The organism is Sphingobacterium sp. BIGb0116 (assembly GCF_024808035.1).
GTDB classification, from domain to species: Bacteria; Bacteroidota; Bacteroidia; order Sphingobacteriales; family Sphingobacteriaceae; genus Sphingobacterium; species Sphingobacterium paramultivorum.
In genome coordinates this window covers 98,941-120,816 of record NZ_JANUDT010000009.1, presented here as the reverse complement: position 1 = coordinate 120,816, position 21,876 = coordinate 98,941, and the positions used below count along the sequence as shown (strand labels likewise).

Annotated in this window: 19 protein-coding genes, 4 tRNA genes and 1 pseudogene; 14 read left to right on the top strand and 10 right to left on the bottom strand. The window is 37.8% G+C overall.

Annotation, left to right across the window (positions count from 1 at the left end; genetic code table 11):
• Positions 1-33 precede the first annotated feature (33 nt).
• Positions 34-267 (top strand): annotated as a pseudogene (locus M2419_RS20340) (S1 RNA-binding domain-containing protein); the annotation flags it as partial.
• A 65-nt stretch (positions 268-332) separates the two neighbouring features.
• On the opposite strand, the gene M2419_RS20335 reads toward M2419_RS20340, so the two are convergent.
• A complete protein-coding gene (locus M2419_RS20335; protein WP_227550228.1) occupies positions 333-749 on the bottom strand; it encodes a hypothetical protein in 417 nt (138 codons plus the stop codon).
• A gap of 612 nt (positions 750-1,361) precedes the next feature.
• On the opposite strand from M2419_RS20335, the gene rpsL reads away from it, so the two are divergent.
• The 4 genes from rpsL to rpsJ all read left to right on the top strand — a co-directional run bounded on the left by rpsL (position 1,362) and on the right by rpsJ (position 4,901).
• Positions 1,362-1,775, top strand: coding sequence for a 30S ribosomal protein S12 (rpsL, locus tag M2419_RS20330; protein ID WP_079641421.1), 414 nt, complete (start codon positions 1,362-1,364; stop codon positions 1,773-1,775).
• 19 nt (positions 1,776-1,794) lie between these two features.
• A complete protein-coding gene (gene rpsG, locus M2419_RS20325) occupies positions 1,795-2,262 on the top strand; it encodes a 30S ribosomal protein S7 (RefSeq protein ID WP_046671863.1) in 468 nt (155 codons plus the stop codon).
• Positions 2,263-2,393: 131 nt separating this feature from the next.
• Positions 2,394-4,517, top strand: a complete 2,124-nt coding sequence (gene fusA, locus M2419_RS20320; protein ID WP_153846788.1) for an elongation factor G — start codon at positions 2,394-2,396, stop codon at positions 4,515-4,517.
• A gap of 78 nt (positions 4,518-4,595) precedes the next feature.
• Positions 4,596-4,901 (top strand): 30S ribosomal protein S10, encoded by a 306-nt coding sequence (gene rpsJ / locus M2419_RS20315; protein WP_028070501.1) that lies wholly within the window; start codon positions 4,596-4,598, stop codon positions 4,899-4,901.
• Between the two features lie 69 nt (positions 4,902-4,970).
• Here rpsJ and M2419_RS20310 read toward each other — a convergent pair whose 3' ends face one another.
• The 3 genes from M2419_RS20310 to M2419_RS20300 form a co-directional block, all read right to left on the bottom strand.
• Positions 4,971-5,585: a porin family protein gene (locus M2419_RS20310; RefSeq protein WP_153846787.1), complete on the bottom strand. Its 615-nt coding sequence runs from the start codon at positions 5,583-5,585 to the stop codon at positions 4,971-4,973.
• A 335-nt stretch (positions 5,586-5,920) separates the two neighbouring features.
• Positions 5,921-7,057, bottom strand: a complete 1,137-nt coding sequence (locus M2419_RS20305) for an AI-2E family transporter (protein WP_153847229.1) — start codon at positions 7,055-7,057, stop codon at positions 5,921-5,923.
• 116 nt (positions 7,058-7,173) lie between these two features.
• Positions 7,174-7,791, bottom strand: coding sequence for a porin family protein (locus tag M2419_RS20300; RefSeq protein WP_075994116.1), 618 nt, complete (start codon positions 7,789-7,791; stop codon positions 7,174-7,176).
• A 448-nt stretch (positions 7,792-8,239) separates the two neighbouring features.
• Here M2419_RS20300 and M2419_RS20295 point away from each other — a divergent pair.
• Positions 8,240-8,310 (top strand) — tRNA-Cys (locus tag M2419_RS20295).
• A gap of 33 nt (positions 8,311-8,343) precedes the next feature.
• Complete coding sequence (locus M2419_RS20290; RefSeq protein WP_046671880.1) at positions 8,344-8,523, top strand: hypothetical protein; 180 nt, start codon at positions 8,344-8,346, stop codon at positions 8,521-8,523.
• A 33-nt stretch (positions 8,524-8,556) separates the two neighbouring features.
• Here M2419_RS20290 and M2419_RS20285 read toward each other — a convergent pair whose 3' ends face one another.
• On the bottom strand, positions 8,557-9,303 hold the full coding sequence (locus M2419_RS20285; RefSeq protein ID WP_153847230.1) for a copper homeostasis protein CutC: 747 nt from the start codon (positions 9,301-9,303) through the stop codon (positions 8,557-8,559).
• A gap of 161 nt (positions 9,304-9,464) precedes the next feature.
• Complete coding sequence (locus tag M2419_RS20280) at positions 9,465-10,448, bottom strand: hypothetical protein (protein WP_153847231.1); 984 nt, start codon at positions 10,446-10,448, stop codon at positions 9,465-9,467.
• 284 nt (positions 10,449-10,732) lie between these two features.
• On the opposite strand from M2419_RS20280, the gene M2419_RS20275 reads away from it, so the two are divergent.
• Positions 10,733-11,152 carry a hypothetical protein gene (locus M2419_RS20275; RefSeq protein ID WP_075994119.1) on the top strand — a complete coding sequence of 140 codons (420 nt, stop codon included), beginning with the start codon at positions 10,733-10,735 and terminating at the stop codon, positions 11,150-11,152.
• 45 nt (positions 11,153-11,197) lie between these two features.
• Entirely contained in the window at positions 11,198-11,491 is a 294-nt protein-coding gene (locus tag M2419_RS20270; RefSeq protein WP_153847232.1) for a Smr/MutS family protein, read from the top strand.
• 39 nt (positions 11,492-11,530) lie between these two features.
• On the opposite strand, the gene M2419_RS20265 is transcribed toward M2419_RS20270, so the two are convergent.
• The 3 genes from M2419_RS20265 to M2419_RS20255 all read right to left on the bottom strand — a co-directional run bounded on the left by M2419_RS20265 (position 11,531) and on the right by M2419_RS20255 (position 13,161).
• Positions 11,531-12,511, bottom strand: a complete 981-nt coding sequence (locus tag M2419_RS20265) for a DUF1080 domain-containing protein (RefSeq protein WP_259255545.1) — start codon at positions 12,509-12,511, stop codon at positions 11,531-11,533.
• Positions 12,512-12,680: 169 nt separating this feature from the next.
• Positions 12,681-12,754: transfer RNA gene (locus M2419_RS20260), tRNA-Pro, on the bottom strand.
• A gap of 333 nt (positions 12,755-13,087) precedes the next feature.
• A tRNA-Pro gene (locus M2419_RS20255) sits at positions 13,088-13,161 on the bottom strand.
• Between the two features lie 436 nt (positions 13,162-13,597).
• Here M2419_RS20255 and M2419_RS20250 point away from each other — a divergent pair.
• Positions 13,598-15,973, top strand: coding sequence for an ABC transporter permease (locus M2419_RS20250; RefSeq protein ID WP_259255544.1), 2,376 nt, complete (start codon positions 13,598-13,600; stop codon positions 15,971-15,973).
• A 45-nt stretch (positions 15,974-16,018) separates the two neighbouring features.
• On the opposite strand, the gene M2419_RS20245 is transcribed toward M2419_RS20250, so the two are convergent.
• Positions 16,019-16,092 (bottom strand) — tRNA-Pro (locus M2419_RS20245).
• A gap of 342 nt (positions 16,093-16,434) precedes the next feature.
• Between M2419_RS20245 and rplS the strand changes: the two genes are divergently transcribed.
• The 4 genes from rplS (at position 16,435) to yidC (ending at position 21,764) form a co-directional block, all read left to right on the top strand.
• Positions 16,435-16,782, top strand: coding sequence for a 50S ribosomal protein L19 (rplS, locus tag M2419_RS20240; RefSeq protein WP_159731148.1), 348 nt, complete (start codon positions 16,435-16,437; stop codon positions 16,780-16,782).
• 296 nt (positions 16,783-17,078) lie between these two features.
• A complete protein-coding gene (locus M2419_RS20235; protein ID WP_153847236.1) occupies positions 17,079-18,164 on the top strand; it encodes a carbohydrate-binding family 9-like protein in 1,086 nt (361 codons plus the stop codon).
• 123 nt (positions 18,165-18,287) lie between these two features.
• Positions 18,288-19,898 carry a CTP synthase gene (locus M2419_RS20230; protein ID WP_153847237.1) on the top strand — a complete coding sequence of 537 codons (1,611 nt, stop codon included), beginning with the start codon at positions 18,288-18,290 and terminating at the stop codon, positions 19,896-19,898.
• A 39-nt stretch (positions 19,899-19,937) separates the two neighbouring features.
• Complete coding sequence (gene yidC, locus M2419_RS20225) at positions 19,938-21,764, top strand: membrane protein insertase YidC (protein WP_153847238.1); 1,827 nt, start codon at positions 19,938-19,940, stop codon at positions 21,762-21,764.
• The last annotated feature ends 112 nt before the right edge of the window (positions 21,765-21,876 follow it).

Below are 21,876 nucleotides of genomic sequence, written 5' to 3'. Positions count from 1 at the left end.
CTAGAGGATCATATCAGTACAGAATAGGCTACTATTGTCTCTAGTGTAACCAAATCGGGTATGTATGGAGAGATTGAAGAAAACAAATATGAAGGTATGGTTAGGCTTCGGGATATCACCGATGACTTTTACGTCCTTGACGAGAAAAACTATGCGATTATTGACCAGCGGAAAAAGAAGAACTTCCAATTGGGTGATGAAGTTCAGATCCGTGTGAAGAAAGTGGATCTGGATAAGTGGCAGATTGATTTTGCATTCCTGTCGTAATGCATTTAAATAAAAACCCCGCATCAGTAATACTGATGCGGGGTTTATTGTTAAATAAACAAAACTTATTGTTTAGTTCCTTCAAAGGAATACTGTAATTGTCCTTCTTCTGTTCTTTGTGCTAAGAACATTAACCCCTTATTTTCAAACGTAAATATGAAACTGCCCTGAGGCTCGTTTGGTAAAGCCTGAATACTCATATTATAATTATTTGAAACTTGAATCTCTCTTACAGGAAGCTTTAAGTCAGCATTCTGAGCAGCAACTTTGACTGTTTTATCATTAACCTTGGTGACTACTAATATCTGATTGAAGACTTCCGCGCCGCCAATAATTTTAATTGTCCCTTTATAGTTTCCCACAGCCGCATCTATACTGCCACCTGTTTGAATAGGTTCATCTTTATCCTTTGAACATCCGACAAAAGCGAAAGTGACCAAGGCTAATACCACCGCATACATAAATTTCATTTTGATTTTCATAACTTGAATACATTAATTTGTTTCTACTAAATATTTATACGTTTTTATCAAACACTTTGCCAAACAGAACGCAAAAACACGCAAAGCAAGCAATATACTTGAAAACCAGTAGATGAAAAATTTCGGACAAAAGACTACCGTTAAAGAATATTATACAGAGAAAGAATAGCTTACGGCGGATTAGAAAAAACTTATGTACCCATCGAGCGGCTGTCCGATCACCCTATAATCGTCTATATTTTTGTACAGTCGACCATGAGTAGTTAACTCTTCCATTTTGGCAACATATCACAGCGTTCGTGGGTTGATTAACTGATTATACCCTACATTCGTGCAAAATAGTTTGATGGTGGAAGCGTACAAATGATGAAGATGCTGGTCAAGCAGCCAAACATCCCGAAGACGGCGACCAGGTCATTAGGATGGTGAGATAATAAAGAAGCATGAAGAGGTAATAAAAGAAGGACAAAGGTATATTCAAGAAAAGAGCAGCGCCAATTCAAAAAATAATCTAAATTTTACGCACTAACTATTTCATATTCAAAAGGGAATCAGTATCTTTGCGAACTTAAAATATTTAAGGTAAAAAAATTTATAAACAAAAACAGGTAAATGCCTACTATTCAACAATTAGTTAGAAAAGGTAGAGTAGCTCTGGTTGATAAGAGTAAGTCACCAGCGTTGGACTCATGTCCACAGCGAAGAGGTGTATGTACACGTGTATATACTACTACCCCTAAAAAACCAAACTCAGCAATGCGTAAAGTAGCTCGTGTACGTTTAACAAACGGTAAAGAGGTCAACGCTTACATCCCTGGAGAAGGTCACAACTTACAAGAGCACTCGATCGTATTGATTCGTGGTGGTCGTGTTAAGGATTTACCAGGTGTACGTTACCACATCATCCGTGGTGCATTAGATACTTCAGGTGTAGCAGGTCGTAACCAACGTCGTTCTAAATATGGAACTAAGCGTCCTAAACCAGGACAAGTAGCTGCAGCTCCAGCAAAAGGTAAAAAGAAATAATTAAACGGAGGAAAGAAAAATGAGAAAATCAAAACCGAAAAAGAGAATCATTTTACCTGATCCAAAGTTTAATGACGTTCAGGTAACACGTTTCGTAAACAATATGATGGTAGATGGTAAAAAATCTATCGCTTATTCTATTTTTTACGACGCAGTAGAATTAGTAGAACAAAAAACACAAGAAAGCGGTTTAGAAGCTTGGAAAAAAGCTTTGAACAACGTTATGCCTGCTGTTGAAGTTAAATCACGCCGTGTTGGTGGTGCTAACTTCCAAGTTCCTATGGAAGTTCGTCCAGATCGTAAAATCGCTTTGGGTATGAAATGGTTAATTTCATACGCTCGTAAACGTGGTGAAAAAACAATGTTCGAAAAATTAGCAGGAGAAATCATTTCAGCTTCTAAAGGTGAAGGTGCTGCTGTTAAGAAGAAAGAAGATACGCACAAAATGGCGGAAGCTAACAAAGCGTTCTCACACTTCAGATTCTAATTTTGAAGACATTCAAAAAAATATGATTACACCGACCTCCGATAAAAATAATCTTTTATCAAGGTCGGTGTACTTATTTAACATTACATTTAAACACATAAGACCTTTAAGGTCCGCTGCTTAAAAATATTATGGCAAGAGATTTAAAATTCACTAGAAATATCGGTATCGCTGCCCACATCGATGCTGGTAAAACTACAACAACTGAGCGTATCCTTTACTACTCAGGTGTAAACCATAAAATTGGTGAGGTTCACGAAGGTGCTTCAACAATGGACTGGATGGAGCAAGAGGCTGAGCGTGGTATCACAATTACTTCTGCTGCTACGACAGTTTTCTGGCAATACCGTGGTAATAAATACCAAGTTAACGTTATCGATACTCCTGGACACGTGGATTTCACGGTTGAGGTAAATCGTTCATTACGTGTATTAGACGGATTAGTATTCTTATTCTCTGCGGTTGATGGTGTTGAGCCTCAGTCAGAGACTAACTGGAGATTGGCAGATAACTATGCTGTTCCTCGTATCGGTTTCGTTAATAAAATGGACCGTTCAGGTGCTGACTTCTTAAAAGTTGTTGGTCAAGTAAAATCAATGCTAGGTTCTGATGCTGTAGCATTACAATTACCTATTGGCGCTGAAGATACGTTCACTGGTGTTGTTGATTTAATTAACAACCGTGGTATTGTATGGAATGAGCATGATAAAGGTATGACCTTTACTGAAGTTCCTATTCCTGAGGATATGTTGGACGAAGTTGCTGAATACCGTGAAAAATTATTAGAAGCAGTAGCTGGTTATGATGAGACTTTGATGGAGAAATTCTTCGAAGATCCGAATTCGTTAACTGAGCGCGAAATCTTAGATGCTTTACGTAAAGCAGTATTAGATAATGCGATCGTTCCTATGGTATGTGGTTCATCTTTCAAAAACAAAGGTGTACAAACCATGTTGGATCTAGTAATGGAATTATTGCCTTCACCTCTTGATATCGAGGCTGTAAAAGGTACTAACCCTGATACTGGTGAAGAAATCACACGTAAACCATCTGTAAACGAGCCTTTCGCAGCTTTAGGTTTTAAAATTGCGACTGACCCATTTGTAGGTCGTTTATGTTTTATCCGTGCTTACTCTGGTAAGTTAGATGCAGGTTCTTATGTATTGAACACTCGTTCAGGAAACAAAGAGCGTATCTCTCGTATCTTCCAAATGCATGCGAACAAACAAAACCCTATCCCTTTCATCGAAGCTGGTGATATCGGTGCTGTTGTAGGTTTCAAAGACATCAAAACTGGTGATACACTTTGTGACGAAAAATCACCTATCATTCTTGAGTCTATGACTTTCCCTGAGCCAGTAATTGGTTTGGCAATTGAGCCTAAAACTCAAGCTGACGTTGATAGATTAGGTATTGGTCTTGGTAAATTGGCTGAAGAGGATCCTACATTCGTTGTTAAAACTGACGAAGAAACTGGTCAAACAGTTATCTCTGGTATGGGTGAGCTTCACTTAGAGATCTTGATCGACCGTTTGAAACGTGAATTTAAAGTTGAGGTTAACCAAGGTGCTCCTCAAGTATCATACAAAGAGTCTATCAACGGTACTACTGAGCACCGTGAGGTATTCAAAAAACAATCAGGTGGTCGTGGTAAATTCGCGGATATCAAAGTTGTTATTTCTCCAGCGGATGAAGATTTCGATTTATCAAAATCACCGCTTCAATTCGTTAATGAAATCGTTGGTGGTAAAATTCCTAAAGAATTTATCCCTTCAGTTCAAAAAGGATTTGAAACTTCAATGAAAAATGGTGTATTAGCAGGATTCCCATTATCAGGAATGAAAGTTCGTTTGATTGATGGTTCGTTCCACGCTGTCGATTCAGATTCATTGTCTTTCGAATTAGCTGCTCGTCAAGCATACCGTGAAGGATTGCCTAAATGTTCTCCAGTGTTAATGGAACCAATTATGAAAATAGAGGTTTTAACACCAGAAGAAAACATGGGTGATGTAATGGGTGACTTAAACCGTCGTCGTGGTCAAATGCAAGGTTTGGATTCACGTAACGGTGCACAAGTAATCAAAGCATTGGTTCCACTTTCTGAGATGTTCGGTTACGTAACTCAATTACGTACAATCACTTCAGGTCGTGCAACTTCTACAATGGAATTTGATCACTTTGCTGAAGCTCCTCGTAACGTTGCTGAAGAGGTGATTGCAAAATCAAAAGGTAAAATCAAAGGTTCTGTAGAATAATATAGAACTCAAAAATAAACCGACCGCTGGTTGTTAATAGCTCTAATCAGCGGTCATTTTTAAATAATATCATATACTATGAGCCAAAGAATCAGAATTAAATTGAAATCTTACGATTACAATTTGGTTGACAAATCAGCTGAAAAAATCGTAAAAACAGTAAAACCTACAGGTGCAGTTGTTAGTGGTCCTATTCCATTGCCTACTGAGAAAAAAATCTATACGGTATTACGTTCACCACACGTTAACAAAAAGGCACGTGAGCAATTCCAATTGTGTGCTTACAAAAGATTGTTGGATATCTATTCATCAAACGCTAAAACTGTTGACGCATTGATGAAACTTGAATTACCTTCAGGTGTTGAAGTAGAAATCAAAGTGTGATAGATTTCAGTCACTGAAACAAGAAGGGGCCTTTCGCGAGAAAAGCCCCTTTTTATATTTTAGCCTAGATTATAACTGATAACCGATTCCAATTGAAAAAACGCGATTCTTTAAAGAACCTCCTTCACCCCCCGCCATATCAACTAGTCCCAAGCCATATCCACCATTAATCAAAAAGCCATTTGATAGACGATAACCCGCTAAAAAGTTAATTCCGGCATCAAAACGCTTCAATTTATTATCTCCAAAACCGACGTCAATTTTCACATTTTCTGCTTTGGCTTTTGCGGACAGCCCTAATCCAGCATATGGTCCAGCTCCTAAGAAAACATTTCCAGAATTTCCCGTGGGAATACTATATACAAAATTTACAGGTAACTCTAGATACATTAAATCCAATTTCACATTATTTCCCAATTCTTCAAAGTCAATAAGTGTCAATCCTTTCCCGCCTTTACCTTGAAGCGATAAACCAGGCTGTATAGAAAAATTATTTGCCAAAGGAGCGTCTAAGTAGCCCGTCAAATAAAATGACGTAGATGATTCTGTCGAAACCGATACACTTCCTAGTGACGCGGTCATTTTAGGAAAAGTTGCACCAGCCTTAAAACCATAAGAAGTCTGTGCTTTTGCACCAGTAATAAAACATAATAGCGCAGCGATTGAGAGTAACTTTCTTTTCATTAATAATAAATTATATACAAAACGAAAATAGGTTAAAATTTTCTAAAATACAAGAGAAAAATAGTTATCCATTTATTAAATAGCCCAACATATATCGACAATACACTTCAAACTGATCTCCAGATTCTTCGACATGTGGAATTAATCCTTTTGCTAAGTCAAAATCTGGAAATTTGTATGACGGTATAGCCTTTGTTCATGGAGTGTTACTAAGATATCCGAACCTTATTTCGAAAGACTTGACCTCACTATATAATTTAGAAATTAGTTCAAATTCTAATATTAGACTTTAAAATTATAATACCATTCGTATTAAACTTTCAATTCTAAAAAAATTATCCCTTCGTCTCATTTTCTTCTATAATCTTCTTTTCAAGAGGATTTAACGTCCCAAATAAATCCTTATATACCTCATCTTTACTATCTTCTTCCCCTAAAAGAAATCCCCAAGGTTTAAGTTCTTTGATCCGGTCCATCACAATCTTAACGATAGCCAAAATTGGAATGGCCAGAAACATCCCCGAAATTCCCCAGATCATTTCACCAATAATAATGGAAAGCATCGCAAATAAGGAGTTCACTTTCACTTTAGAACCTACAATCTTTGGAACAATAAAGTTACTATCGATTAAATGCACAATGATCAACGCAAGCATAACCAAAACCACATGCGTGAATGAAGAGGTTGCAAAAGTCAGAATGGCAATAATAAGCATGGAAGAAAAAATACCGACATAAGGTAATACATTGAAAACTCCAGTTATCAAAGCGAGAAGTAAACTATATTTCACGCCAATAATCGAAAGGGTTATAAAAACCAACAAAGAAACCAAACTCATTTGAATCAGCAATCCAATAAGATACTTTTTGACCACATACTGAACCTGTTTAACGACATCTAGAACGATAGGTCTGTCCTCCACGCGATTCACAAATAAAAGGAACTTAACAATGTGTCCTCTGTATATAAGTAAGAAAAATGTGTAAAGAAAGGTAAAGACAAATAAAATAAATAGCGACGAAAGGGAAACCAATGCTGTCCCTAGGAATAAAGTACCCGAATCTACAGACTTCGATGCTGTTTTATTGATAAAATCAATCTGATCTTTGTGTTGAATTCCAAATTGATGGCTTACCCAAGTCTGTAAATTACCAACACCATCCATTATTTGTTGTTTAAAAGCTGGAAAATCTTCCTTAAGAAGTGTAAGTTGGGAGGCTAAAAGAAAAAGTCCGTACCCTAAAACGCCGAAAAACAGGATTACGCTTAATATCCCCGCCAACGTCCTCGGGAACCTAAGCCTCCGCTCCAAAAAATTGCTTAACGGAATCAACAGTAGAGAGAATAACAAGCCCAAAATCATAGGGATGAGTATAGTATCTCCAATCTTTGCCAAGTATCCCAATAAAAGTATACTGATGAGTATACAGGCCAACTTGACATAAAAGGGTAAAGGAAGAAATCTTTTCATGCAGCAATCTTTTGAATAAAAATAACAATTTCAGACGACTTAAGTTTAATCCAATAAAAAAGTCCCCACAAATGCAGGGACTCTTTCCTCATAATAAGTTTAAGTACTTATATTTCTTATAGTCCGAAGCCAATACCCACAGACCAAATACGATTTTTAGCCATATCACCTGACCCTGGAGCTAAGTTGGTTAAACCCAAACCATAACCAGCATTGATTTGAAAACCATTAGTCAATTGGTAACCAGCTAAGAAATTGATACCAAAATCGGTACGTTTAAGATCATCATTTTCATTGCTACCAAAATTTAGATCACGTTCAATTTTCACATTTCCCTCGCCTAACTCTCCTTTACGTTTACCACTTAATCCGAATCCAACATAAGGTCCTGCACCAATAAAAAAGTTACCAGAATCTCCTGTAGGTAATTTAGCCACTAGGTTTACTGGAATATCAAGTGACATTACACTCTCTTTAATTTCAGAAGCTGAACCTGGAGTCCACTTTCCACCTTTATTTTGCAAAGACAATCCCGGCTGAATAGAAAAATAGGGCGAAACGGGAGCGTCCAAATAGCCCGTTACAAAAAATCCTGTATTTGATTGTGTACTTTCATTACTTAAAGAATATTTAGGAATATTTACCCCCGCACGTAGTCCATATCCCAATCCACCTTGTGCAAAGGCTCCTAATGAACCAAATAAAATTGCTGCAGATAATAATAGTTTTTTCATGTTTCCTAATTTAATTTACTTTCTTCTTTTATCATTTAATCTCATAATTTCCTGTACGAGATTTATTACATTACCATTTGCAATATCTATTCCAAAATCCATAAATCATTAATTACCAAATTAAAACACGATAAAAAACTCACATTAGACCATTTGGCATTGTCCAATAAAAGATACAGTGAATGGAGTCCATTTCCACTTGACAGCTCGATGAGGTACAATTCAATTTTTTATTCCTATGAATAACATAGTTTATTAAAACGTCTTTGTCATGCTATGCTTAAACCCGTCCGGTATGTTCCTGCGGACCATTGCTCAAAGGATCACACAGCAAAATACCAGCTTGGTTTTCAGACCAATGCTTAAAAACATAAAAGTTTTATCATAAAGATTTTTTAATTCCAATTATAAGTTTTATTTTTGCAGACCTTCAAAAGGAAAAAAATAGGGTCGGATGGCCGAGTGGCTAGGCTGAGGTCTGCAAAACCTCCTACAGCGGTTCGAATCCGCTTCCGACCTCGTTTTATTTTAAACAATAAAAATATTATCAAAATGGGAGTTACACGTTTAAAAAGAAAAGATAGAAGAAATAAAACTGTTTCACGTGTTGAAGTTCAGTTTTTGAAATTAGGAACTAACGTAGAGTTAGGTTCTAGATCAAAAATGAAAGCTAGCAACCAAATCGTTAAAAACGATGCTATCTTAAATCAATTAGCTTCAGAAGCTAAATAGTAAGAAGAATTTAATAGCCTTTAAAGTAGTACTTTAAAGGCTTTTTAATAGGTCCACCATTTGGTGGACTTTTTCTTTTGAGCTCATCCACTGTGCCTCATCCATTCCATTGACCTGACTCTGGTTAAACCTCATCTTCGACACATGCAATTCTTTCGCCGAGCTATGTATTGCAACTGCCCCAGTTTGCTCTAAAATATGAACTATATTAACTGCATCTACACCTGCACCAGGCATAATCACAACACGGCCATTTGCTTGTTGAACTAATTGCTTGAGTAATGGAGCTCCAGCTAAAGCAGAATTTTGCAGACCAGATGTCAAAATACGATCTATCCCCAGTTCGATGACATCTTCCAATGCCTGAAAAGGATCTTCCACGCGATCAAAAGCACGATGAAAGGTAACACGCATGGGACGCGCAGTTTCCACTAATCGCAAAGTATTCACTTTATCCACCGTACCATCTGCGTTCAGAATACCTATTACAACACCATCTATCCCCAATTCCTTGCACAACTGAATATCTGCTATCATTTCTAAGATCTCGGTCTCTGTATAAAGAAAATCACCTCCACGCGGCCGGATAAGCACATGGACACCAATATTCACCAATTCCCGCACTAACTGTAACTGACCAAACGAAGGTGTGGTCCCTCCATTTTCCAAATTTTGACAAAACTCTATCCGGGTCGCTCCCCCTTGTTCGGCTTCAATTGCTGATGCTACGGAATTTGAACATATCTCTAATTGGTAATTTCCGATCGCCTTTTCCATCATTATATTATATTTTAAGCTATTTTTCGTTTACGCGAATAACGTAAAAAAAAAGCAAATAACCTACTCCCCTCCCCGACGGTGAAAATAGTACAAGCATTAGAAAAGACGCCAGCTAAAAAGATACTTTCTCTACGTGGGAAATTTTGCTTCTAGACAAAGATCTACAGCTTTAGCTTATAATGTGGTACATCTACTTTTTTCCACTTCCAATCTGGTCCTTTCGAAGTGCTCGTCCGATCTGACAGCTCCCTTGAAGAAGGTGGATCTAAGAAACGTTCCCGTTTGATATAAGTTGGCAATTGGAAGCCTGGCGAGGTATTTAGCGTTTCAAAACATTCCCGCGAGAGTTTCATAATGTCATTCCGATTTTCTGCATTGCTTTCAATTCGACTTCCTATATAAGATGCCGAACCATACAATTGCTCATAAATAACTGAATCTTCAAAAGGTTTGAATTTCAGACGCATCATTATTTGCACCAATAGAGCATACAGATCGTTGTCAGTTGGCGTCAGAACCAACTTTTCCAACACCTTTGGTATCAACTCCCACATCATCAATTCAACCGCTAAATCTTTCGTGTTCTCGCCAATGAAATCGAGTGTAGACCACATCTGGTCCACATATCGTACAACAGAATCTCTATTTCCATGCAAAGCAACCAACTGTCTATTGCTCCAATATTCCAGCGGTATGTCCCCTCGATAAAAGACTCCAAATATATGTTGACCTTTCAACCGCCCCAAGGAACCACAATTTTGCATCTCAAACTCAGGTACAAGCATACAGTAACTAAACATATCACGCGTATTTAGCGTTTTAAATGTTTGTACCGAAAGAGAATTCCATAAAGCAGGATAACGTTCCCTATCCAAACTATCTTCTCCTGACACCAATCTATACACGTAATAGTCTTTCAGTAATATTCGCAAGATTGCTTCACGACCACCAAGGGGATAATTTCTAGACTTAATCTTCCCCATTCTTCCGAGATATCTGGGCAACTGATCGTTTATAAATTTTGTAGAATCTTTCAGCTTATATTGGCCATGACACATGGGCAAGCTGCATACCAATAGCAGTGCTAAAAAAAGGACATAGGGCCTCCTCTTCTTAAAGAAATCAACAAAACTAGATGCTAACATAGTTAATACATTTACACTGCATTGGCTGCAATACAGCATATTAAATATACTTAAAATTAAATAGTATTAAATAAATTAGGTTTCAAAAAAAACTACGATTTGAAAACGGGACCAAAAACCGAAAAAACTCAGTTCCGTTTTAAGCTCAGTCTCTTCTTTTATATACAAAAGTCATAACCGAATTTTAGACATGTAAAACATTCGGCTGAACTATTTGTATATACCTTACATGCTTTTATTTAAATAACTAAAAACCAAGCGCATACATTTTTAAGTAAAATATCATGGCAATTATATCAAAAAACATGGAGACCCAAGAAAAGATCATCAGTACTTTTGAAGAGCTCCAAAAAGCTATATATGACCTGAAACATCAAATTGTTGAATTTGAATTGCTTTTTAATCAGGCTTGCAACAGACATATTGACTCCAATTTCCAAAAGGAATGGTTGCTGGACCGAATATCTTCACGTCATGATATGATTACACTTCGACATGATGCCATGCTGCTTATTCGGGATACCGTATCTGCGTTCCGCGATTTCGACGGTTATTTTCTAGACCTCAAACAGCTACTCCAATCGATCGAGTTACTCATGCTCAACCATGCCGATGAGGAAGAGTATGAAATTGCAGCTATTATCAAAAAATGGTATGAAAAATTTGCCCAAGCGATTGATTTCGTTGGTGACTTAACCTATTAAGTCGCTCTTTTATTCTACTTTTGCAGCATTGTAAAATATTGAGAAATGCGCAAACCACCAGCTATCGTTGACTTACACACCGACACCTTTCTTGACGATTGGGAAGATTATTCGCCAGAGGAGCTCTTACAAGAGTCCATTGATTTTATGCGATCTAATCTAGACGCAGCTATTTATTGGGAAATGAACGAAATAAAGTTTATTCATGGCAAGGGAAAAGGAATGTTAAAAAAAATGGTTTTTGAAGAGCTGCAAGAGTACAAGGCTCACGGCTCCATTGAACGCTATTACACCTCCTATCAGAATGAAGATATTGTAGTCGTTATCATAGGGATTTAAAAAGGCTACCTTTTCAGATAGCCTTTGTATCATGTTATGCTATTTAATAGCTGGAGTAATAATCACTTTTCGGAATTCCACGGGACCATGATCCCCTTGGAAATAAATTGGTCCCGGCTCTGCTTCTTTACTATCCAAAGCACCGCCCGTTATACCAGGGATTTCTTGGTTACTGATAACAGTCTTTCCGTTTGCCACAACCGTCACTAGACGTCCTACCAATGTAATATCATAGGTTTGCCATTCCCCGGCTCCTTTATTGACCATTTCATTTGCAGCTAAGAAACCATATACCCCTGCGAAAAGCACAGCATTGGGATGTGCATCCTTGGGACTATCTTCTATCTGAACCTCATAACGACCTCTTAAGTAGACACCGCTATTACTTCCTGCTGGAATTTTAAATTCAACATGTAATTTAAAATCTTCAAATTTTTCCTCAGAGACTAAATTAGAACCAGATTGCGGGCTAGTCAAAATTCCGTTTTTCACCACCCACTGATTCGTTTTACCAGTAGCTTTCCATCCAGACAGATCCTTACCATTGAACAACTGAATGGGCTTACCCCATTTTACCGCAGCTGTTCGCTTCAGCTCCGGAGCACGAACACCTTTAAAGCGATATGTTTTCCCATCAGGCTCTGTTATTGTCCCTTGCAATACACCGTTCACAACCTCGCCCTCAACACTTAGATTCATCTTTCCGCCTTCCCATTGAGGTGGGATAGCAAATCTAAACTTTCCTTTCTCATAAAACACCTGCGAAACTGGCCGAGCACTTCCGGAAGTACTTACATAATGACCGACTAAAGTTCTATAGCCCGACAATTTTACCTCCAACCAGGATGGTGCAGGGGTACCATTAATATCAACTTCGATGTCCCATCGACCAATCAGCTCTTTGCCTTCTACGTCTTGTTGATAATGGATGGATTCTCCGATTGAATGTTTAGCAAAGGTTACTTGCGGTAATGCACAAGAGGCCAAAATTCCTAAAAGAAATGCCGCTTTTCTGTTCATATTATTTATGTTTATATTCTAATTGACAATAAATTTCAAGCAATTTAACTGTTTAACAGCGGGTTTACAAGGATATAATGTTAAAAAATGCGAAGAATGCATCCGGTCGTAGGTTCGCCTTTTTGTCCTGAAACGAAAAAAGCCCTAACTTTCGTTAGAGCTTTTCTAGTCGGGGTGGCAGGATTCGAACCTACGACCTCCACATCCCAAATGTGGCGCGATACCGGGCTACGCTACACCCCGAAAAGGTATCACCTTTGTTTTGTGTGGCACAAAAGTACACTAAAAATATGTTTTTTTCAAAAATATTCTTCACAAAGCACCTAATAGACTGACTTATTGCAAAATAATTTAAAAATAAGATTAAAAATCAGATCATTTTACAAAGCAAAAAATTGAAAAATCCCTTTTTATTACACCTAGTGAAGCCTTGAAACAAATTCGACTCATCTCCATATAGCCCCCAGCACAACCCTGAGCCGCCTACGAATCGAACTTCCTAGTATCTTAAGGGTCGTACGTTCGCACCCTGCCCTGAAACAAAAAAAGCCCTAACTTTCGTTAGAGCTTTTTTAGTCGGGGTGGCAGGATTCGAACCTACGACCTCCACATCCCAAATGTGGCGCGATACCGGGCTACGCTACACCCCGAAAAGGTATCACCTTTGTTTTGTGTGGCACAAATATACGCTTCTTACAAATTATTTGCAAATGAAAAACGCAAAATAAAACTAACAAGTTGTTACATTGCGACATACTCTTTGCCCGGACCACATATAGCTCTCCTTTATACAATCAAACCCAATGCTATTCCCAATAGCTGTTACTTCGATAAAACGCTCAGCTGTCAATCATAATCTTTTTGAGCTCTCAACTGTAGCATGTTCGGATATGAACATGAAGTGTTCGAATCCAAACACTTAGACCACTAAAAGAAAGCGCACAATCTACTGATTAAAAACACTTTATCCCTTTGGCAGTTTTTTTGAAATTGATCCATTAAACATTTTTTCAAAAATAGAAATCAGACTATCCTTCAACGGGATTGATTACCATAAAGTCAAAATGAACACTTATAACGAAAAGTATGATAAAGAACTATTTCCAAATCGCCTGGAGAAACCTTATTAAGAGCAAGGTTTTTTCCTTTATCAATATCCTTGGCTTAACAATAGGCATCACCGTCTGTGCAATGATATTCCTGTTTATCGCCAATCAGTTTAGCTTTGATAAGTTTCACAGCCAAGGTGACCGTATCTATCGGGTCATGCGTGGCTTTGACAACAGCAAGGACCGTACTCCTTATTTATCTGCACCCTATGCCACTGCCTTATTAACCGATTATCCCGATGATATCAAAAAAGCTGTACGGGTAATGCCTGCCAATGGGTTATTCTCTTTTGGCAATATTGCATTTAATGAAAAGAAACTCTTTATTGCAGATGACGATTTCTTTGAACTATTTAGTTTTCCGCTGATCAAGGGAAATCCAAAAACTGTTTTAAAAAATCCAACAAATGTTGTATTAACGGAAAAAACTGCGAAAAAATATTTTGGAAATGAGAATCCCATCGGTAAAATACTACAGCTTGATAAAACGAAACAATTAACCGTTACCGGGATTGCAAAAGATCTTCCGGTCAATTCGCATCTGGAATTTGATCTTATCATTCCATTATCCAATTATATCAATACCGAACCGTTCAAAGCTTGGCAAAACAACAATTTATTCACTTACATCTTACTTGACGAACATAAAGATGTTAGGCAACTGGAAAAGCAATTTCCCGATTTCATGAATAGGCATATGAAAGCAGTTTCTACCAATATGGGTATCCATTTTGATCTTGCCCTTACACCGCTAAAAGATGTCTATCTTGAATCCCATAGCGCATTTGACAGCGCAAAACATGGAGATAAAAAGGTTATATACATTTTTATCTCCATCGCCATTCTTATATTGATTATCGCCTGCATCAATTTCATGAATCTCTCGACAATACGTGCAGTTGACCGATCGAAAGAAGTTGGTTTAAGAAAGGTACTTGGAGCACAACGGCTTCAATTAATGGGGCAGTTTATCGGAGAATCCATTTTATTAACCACCATATCCTGCATACTCGCCATGTGTCTACTGCAACTACTCATGCCTGTATACAATCAACTATTGGGATACACCCTAACAGTCCCATGGAACTCATGGCCGATCTATATTTTTTTGATTGCAGCTATCTTTACAGTAGGCTTATTAGCTGGAAGTTACCCAGCGTTATACCTTTCAACCTTCTCCCCTATACAGGCATTAAAAGGTAAATTGCGCTTAGGCAAGGGCGGCGCACTGTTCCGACATACATTGGTTGTATTCCAATTCAGCATATCTATTTTACTTATCATCGGCACACTGATTATCTCCAAGCAGATGAAATATGTAAAAGAACTAGGGCTTGGCTATGACGACCAACAGACTGTGGTCATCCCAATAGACAATGAAGAACTATACAACAACCTTCGTACATTCAAAAACAAATTATCCGCGAGCAGCGACATCGCATCGGTCTCCTTTATGTCCGGTGAACCAGGAGGCTTCTTCGATAGCCATACGTTTGAAGTGGAGAGGAAAAATGGGGAGAAGTGGAAATCAAGGACGGAATTCACCGATTTTGACTATGTAAGCACATTGAACCTCAAAATAATTGCAGGCCGAAACTTTTCAGCGCAATACCCAACAGACTCCACTAGCGCTGTATTAGTTAACCGTACTGCAACATCGATGCTCGGATTTACCCCCGAACAGGCCATTGGAAAATGGATAAAAAATACGATCCGTGATCAATCCCCCAGAAAAATCATTGGTGTAATAGATGATTTTAACTTCCTATCTCTAAAAGAAAACATGGATGCATTAGTTATTGCCCCTTCTGATGATCTAAGGGTAGCCCTCATTCGCTTAAACACAAAAGATTTCCCTGCAGCGCTAAAAACTATTAAGACTGCATTTGGGAAAGTAGCTCCTTTATACCCTTTTGAATACAGCTTTTTGGACCAGAAATTCGACACGCTATACAAAACCGATCTGAGGCAACAACGTATACTCAGTCTTTTTTCTGGATTAGCTATATTTATCGCTTGCCTGGGCCTATATGGTTTAGCCTCATTTACGGCCGCCAAACGAAACAAAGAGATCGGAATCCGAAAAGTGCTTGGCGCTTCGGTATCGGGTGTTGCTACTTTATTGTCCAGAGATTTTATAAAACCCGTATTAGTTGCCTTGATAATTGCCTCGCCGATTGCCTGGCTAGTCATGAACAAATGGTTGGAAGACTTTGCCTACCGTATCCAAATCCAATGGTGGATGTTTGTGCTCGCTGGACTGGTAACAATAGGTATCGCACTGATTACGGTAAGCTGGCAGGCCATTCGAGCAGCTGTAGCTAATCCGGTAAAAAGCTTGCGGGACGAATAAAAGGAGGAAACAAAAAAAGCTCTAACTTTCGTTAGAGCTTTTAAGTCGGGGTGGCAGGATTCGAACCTACGACCTCCACATCCCAAATGTGGCGCGATACCGGGCTACGCTACACCCCGAAAAGGTATCACCTTTGTTTTGTGTGGCACAAATATCGAATCATTTTTTGACTTTGTCAACACCCCGCAGAAAATTAATCACTAAATAGCTGATTGATTGCACAATATTTTTACAAAAAGCACATATTCTATTGAATTTAGCAATCAAAAACCCACTCCATATAGCCTACAAAGGAATATTCAAAATATCTTTAGATTATCCATTTCATTTTCATATCTTTGCATCCGATTTGAATATCAGTCAATAGTTTTTTAAAAAAGTATTTTTATATTCAGAAAATAAGTCGTAATATTGCATTCCGATTTTTACAGGATATAAATCGTTAATAATTACTCGAAATCATGGATTTAGTAAAATTTGTAGAAGAACAAGCGGTAGTAAAGAATGAAATTCCCGCTTTCAAAGCTGGAGATACCGTCAGCGTTCATTATAAAATTCGCGAAGGAAATAAAGAGCGTGTACAGGTGTACCAAGGTGTAGTAATTCAATTAAACAGCGAAGGTGCTAACGCTACTTTTACCGTTCGTAAAATCTCAAACGGTGTAGGTGTTGAACGTATTTTCCCTGTAAACTCACCAAACATTGAAAAAATTGTAGTAAACAGCTACGGTAAAGTTCGTCGCGCGAAATTATTCTATTTACGCGGCCTTACTGGTAAAGCTGCTCGTATTAAATCGAAAAGAATCTAATTACGACTACCACGGCATAAAAAAAGGCTTTGAACTCATTCAAAGCCTTTTTTTATGCGCTATCGCCCGTGCCTTTCAAAACGCAGGTAATATCACGAAACTCCTTCTGTAATAAATTTAGGACAATTAGATAATGCCCATCAAAACCCCACCCCTCTTTTGCCGCGCTAAAACATTTTACTTACTTTTAGCACCGTATCTGAAAGGTAGAATCGTAGATGATTACAATAATTTAAAAACAACCTAATATTGTTCCATCCTAACTTTGCTACCGTTAAAAATCAAACTGTATCTTGATGAGAATTATAGCTTTTATCTTCATTTTTATAATCTACCCGACCTTTACTTTTGCACAACGAAATGTGAATGAATTTCATCAATTACAATCTCGTCCCCAGACTTATTATGTATATCCAGTAACAGATGCAATAACCATTGATGGAAAGGACAATGAGGCTTCCTGGTCAAAAGCTATATGGACAGATTCTTTTAAGGATATTGAGGGATCAAACAAGCCTGCCCCTACTTTTAAGACACAAGTCAAGATGCTCTGGGATAAGGAAAATCTTTACCTTTTTGCTAAGCTTCAAGAACCTCATATCAAAGGATATTTAAGACAAAAAGATACGATCATCTACCATGATAATGATTTTGAGATCTTTCTCAAGCCAAATCTATTTTCGCCAGAATATATAGAGATTGAAATAAACGCATTAAATACAGTAATGGATCTTTTGATGACTAAACCTTATCGCTTTGGCGGCAGGGCTAATCTAAATTGGGACACAAAAGATATTGAAAGTGCAGTCTATCATGCCGGGTCCATCAACAATCCACAAGACAAGGATGAATTTTGGGCTGTGGAAATGAAAATACCTGTAAAAAGTCTAAAATACTTTGGCGAAGGAAATCAGATTAAAGCAAATGAAACCTGGAAGATAAACTTCTCACGCGTTCAGTGGCATTATGACAACACCGAAACAACCTACAGCAAGAGAAAAGACAATATGGGTAAGACGCTCGCTGAAGAGAACTGGGTATGGTCTCCAATCGGCCTCGTTAATATGCATTACCCTGAACGATGGGGGCATATAAAATTTGTTGACGACACAAACCATCAACCTATCGACGAGCAATTCCTCGCGCTCGAAAAAGTTACCTGGAATATCTTTTACCTGCAACAGATCTATAGAAAGGATAAAAAACGCTATGCAACGTCAATTCAGGAGTTAAGCAAATTATATCCTGAAATTATAAATGAGCACAAAAATTATGAGATTGTATTTTCAAACAGTAATAATTTCTATCGTATTGAAATCAAGTCAAAAGCACAACCTACATTAAAGACAACAATAGATAGCCAAGGTAATATCTATTTTTAATTTAATTAATCGAGCGATCTTCAATTCTGATTTTGAATAAAAATTGCTATCTTTGTATCCCGTACATAGAGCAACTATTATTGGTCATTTTGACCACATAAAATTGAAAATCCTTTAATTGTTATGACTAAATATATTTTTGTTACGGGCGGCGTTACTTCGTCGTTGGGGAAAGGTATTATTGCTGCCTCCCTTGCTAAACTTCTCCAAGCGCGTGGCTACAAAGTTACCATTCAAAAATTCGACCCTTACATTAACATCGATCCAGGAACATTAAATCCATATGAACATGGAGAATGTTATGTTACAGAAGATGGTGCTGAAACGGACCTTGACTTAGGTCATTACGAGCGCTTCCTGAATGTCCCTACCTCACAAGCAAATAACGTCACGACAGGCCGCATCTATCAACACGTTATCCAACAAGAACGTGAAGGTGCATATTTAGGAAAAACCGTTCAAGTGATTCCCCATATCACAGATGAGATAAAACGCAGAATGCAACTGTTGGGTGAGTCCGGCAAATATGACATTATCATCACTGAATTGGGCGGAACTGTAGGCGATATTGAGTCCTTACCATTTGTGGAGGCCGTAAGACAACTTCGCTGGGAATTAGGAGCCAACAATTCGCTGGTTATCCATTTGACTTTAGTCCCTTATCTGGCAGCCGCTGGTGAGCTTAAAACTAAACCTACGCAACATTCCGTAAAAACGTTATTGGAATACGGTGTACAACCTGATATTCTAGTATGTCGTACTGAACATAAATTATCGCAAGAAATCCGCAAAAAATTAGCGCAATTCTGTAATGTCAACATCAACGCTGTCGTAGAATCTATCGATGCGTCGACGATTTATGATGTGCCATTATTGATGTTGAAGGAAAATCTTGATAAAACTGCATTAACCAAGCTAAAACTTTCCAACAAAAATGAGCCTGATCTAGAAAACTGGAAAAACTTTTTAGGCAAGCTCAAAAACCCGACAAGTGAAGTGAGTATTGCTTTGGTTGGAAAATATGTTGAGCTTCCAGATGCTTACAAGTCCATTATCGAAGGATTTATCCATGCAGGCGCAACAAACGAATGTAAAGTAAAAGTGAGCTATATTGCTGCTGAAAGTGTTACTAAAGAAAATGTTGCTGAAAAGCTAAAAGGTATGGATGGTGTTTTGGTTGCTCCAGGGTTCGGTGAACGCGGTTTGGATGGTAAGCTAAATGCTATTCAGTATGTTCGCGAAAATAATATTCCGTTCTTTGGTATCTGCTTAGGGATGCAATGTTCGGTTATCGAATTCGGAAGAAACGTATTGGGATTAAAAGATGCCAACAGTTTTGAAATGGATGCCAACACTAGCAATCCGGTCATCAATTTGATGGAAGAGCAAAAAAATATCACCAATATGGGTGGTACAATGCGTTTAGGTGCTTACGATTGTGAAATTAAAAAAGGAACTAAGGCCTTTGCCATCTATGGTAAAACAAAAATTTCTGAAAGACACCGTCACCGTTATGAATTTAACAATGACTATTTAAAACAATATGAAGCAGCTGGAATGATTGCTTCAGGATTCAATCCGGAGACTGGATTAGTTGAAATTGTCGAATTGAAAAACCATCCATTTTTCGTTGCCGGACAATTTCATCCAGAATTAAAGTCAACTGTTGCAAATCCTCACCCACTTTTTGTTAGCTTTGTAGCCGCTGCTTTGGCCAACAAAAAATCAAAGTAGTAATAGAAGGATACAATTAATTAAGTTTAATTATTAAAAATGGATAGAAATACCCTAATTGGTTTGGTCCTGATGTTTGCTATCATCACTGGTTCATTTTACCTGATGAAGCCTTCAGAATCAGAAATCAAACAAGAACAAGCGAGACAAGAGGCTAAAGCGCGTACAGAAAAAGGACTGCCTGCCGAAAGTGACTCTACCGCTAAAGCCAAAGCAGTACAAACAGCAGTGATTGCTGATTCGGCAGAATTGAAAAAGCCTTTTGGCGCGACAAAATTTGGAACGGAGAAGGTCATTACGATTGAAAACGAGAAAATCATTGCCAAAATCAGTACAAAAGGTGGTAAGGTTAAATCCGTAGAACTAAAAGGCGAAAAGAATTTCAATGGAAAACCTTTGATGCTTTTTGATGGTGAGGACAATAAGTTTGGTTTTCAATTTAACGCAGCTGGTCAAAATGTATCAACAAATGATTTATACTTCAATACAGAATCTTCGGATATCCAAGTTTCTGGTGAAGGTAAACAATCTGTAAAATTCCGACTAAATTACAGTGCCGAACAGTATATTGAATATGTGTACTCGATTGCTGGTAAAGGCTATAATGTTGGCCTGGACATTAACACAAAAGGGATACAGAATTTAATTCCGCAGAGTCAAAAAACGTTGACCCTGAACTGGAACACCACGTTGAGACAAAAAGAGCAAAACATAGAATCTGAAAGACAGAAATCTACACTATATTATAAAGAAGATAATAAAGTAGATCACCTTTCCGAATCAAAAGATGCGGACGAGCCATTGGAGAAAAAAGTACAATGGATTGCTTTCAAGCAGCATTACTTCTCTAGTATCCTCAACGCTAAAGATGGCTTTGTCAATGCAAAAGTGGATGTAAAACATGCGTCAGAAACCGACATCGTCAAATTCTATAATACAAACGCAGAATTAGCATTTGATAATCATAAGGACAACAACTATTTCTTAAACTTCTTCTTTGGTCCAAATCAATACAATGTATTGAAGGCTGAAGGAAATGATTATCAGTCAATTATCAACATGGGCTGGGGCCCTATGCGTTGGATCAACCAATGGATTACTGTACCTGTATTTAACTTCCTGGATGGTTTCCATATGAGCTACGGTATCGTTATCCTTTTATTGACATTGATGTTGAAGTTAATTCTTTCCCCAATGACCTACAAGTCTTATGTCTCTATGGCCAAAATGCGTGTATTAAAACCGCAGCTGGATGAGATCAAAGCAAAAGTGGGTGAAGACAATCAAATGTTGATGCAGCAGGAGCAAATGAAATTGTACAAACAGGTTGGTGTGAATCCACTTGGTGGATGTCTTCCTCTTGTCTTACAAATGCCATTTACAATTGCTTTCTTCTACTTCTTTCCAAATTTATTTGAATTGAGAGGACAAAGCTTCTTGTTTATGAAGGATATGTCAACCTATGATACGCTGTTTACATTTGCACCTATTTTTGGATCATTTAACCACATCTCTTTGATGTGTATCTTGATGACATTGACAACATTGTTAACGACTTGGTATAACAACGCTACATCTGGTGCTACAGGACAAATGAAATATATGGGCTATATCATGCCTTTGATTTTCTTCTTTGTTTTGAATAGCTTCCCAGCAGGTTTGAACTACTACTATTTCTTAAGTGCGTTATTTACGTTCTTGACTCAGTTGGTAATTCGCACCATGGTTAATGATGAGAAAATCTTAGCTAAATTGGAGGAAAATAAAAAGAATCCAAAAGCAGATAAAAAATCAAGCTTCCAAACGAAAATGGAAGAAATGATGCGTGCACAACAACAAGCACAACAAAATAAAAACAAATCGTAAGATTTATCATACTGATAAAGAAGGCTTCCAAATTGGAAGCCTTTTTTGTTTGTGAACTTTTGTAGCACTTCGTCAAACCAAACGTTAAAAAGGGTGTTAATAGGTTAAAATT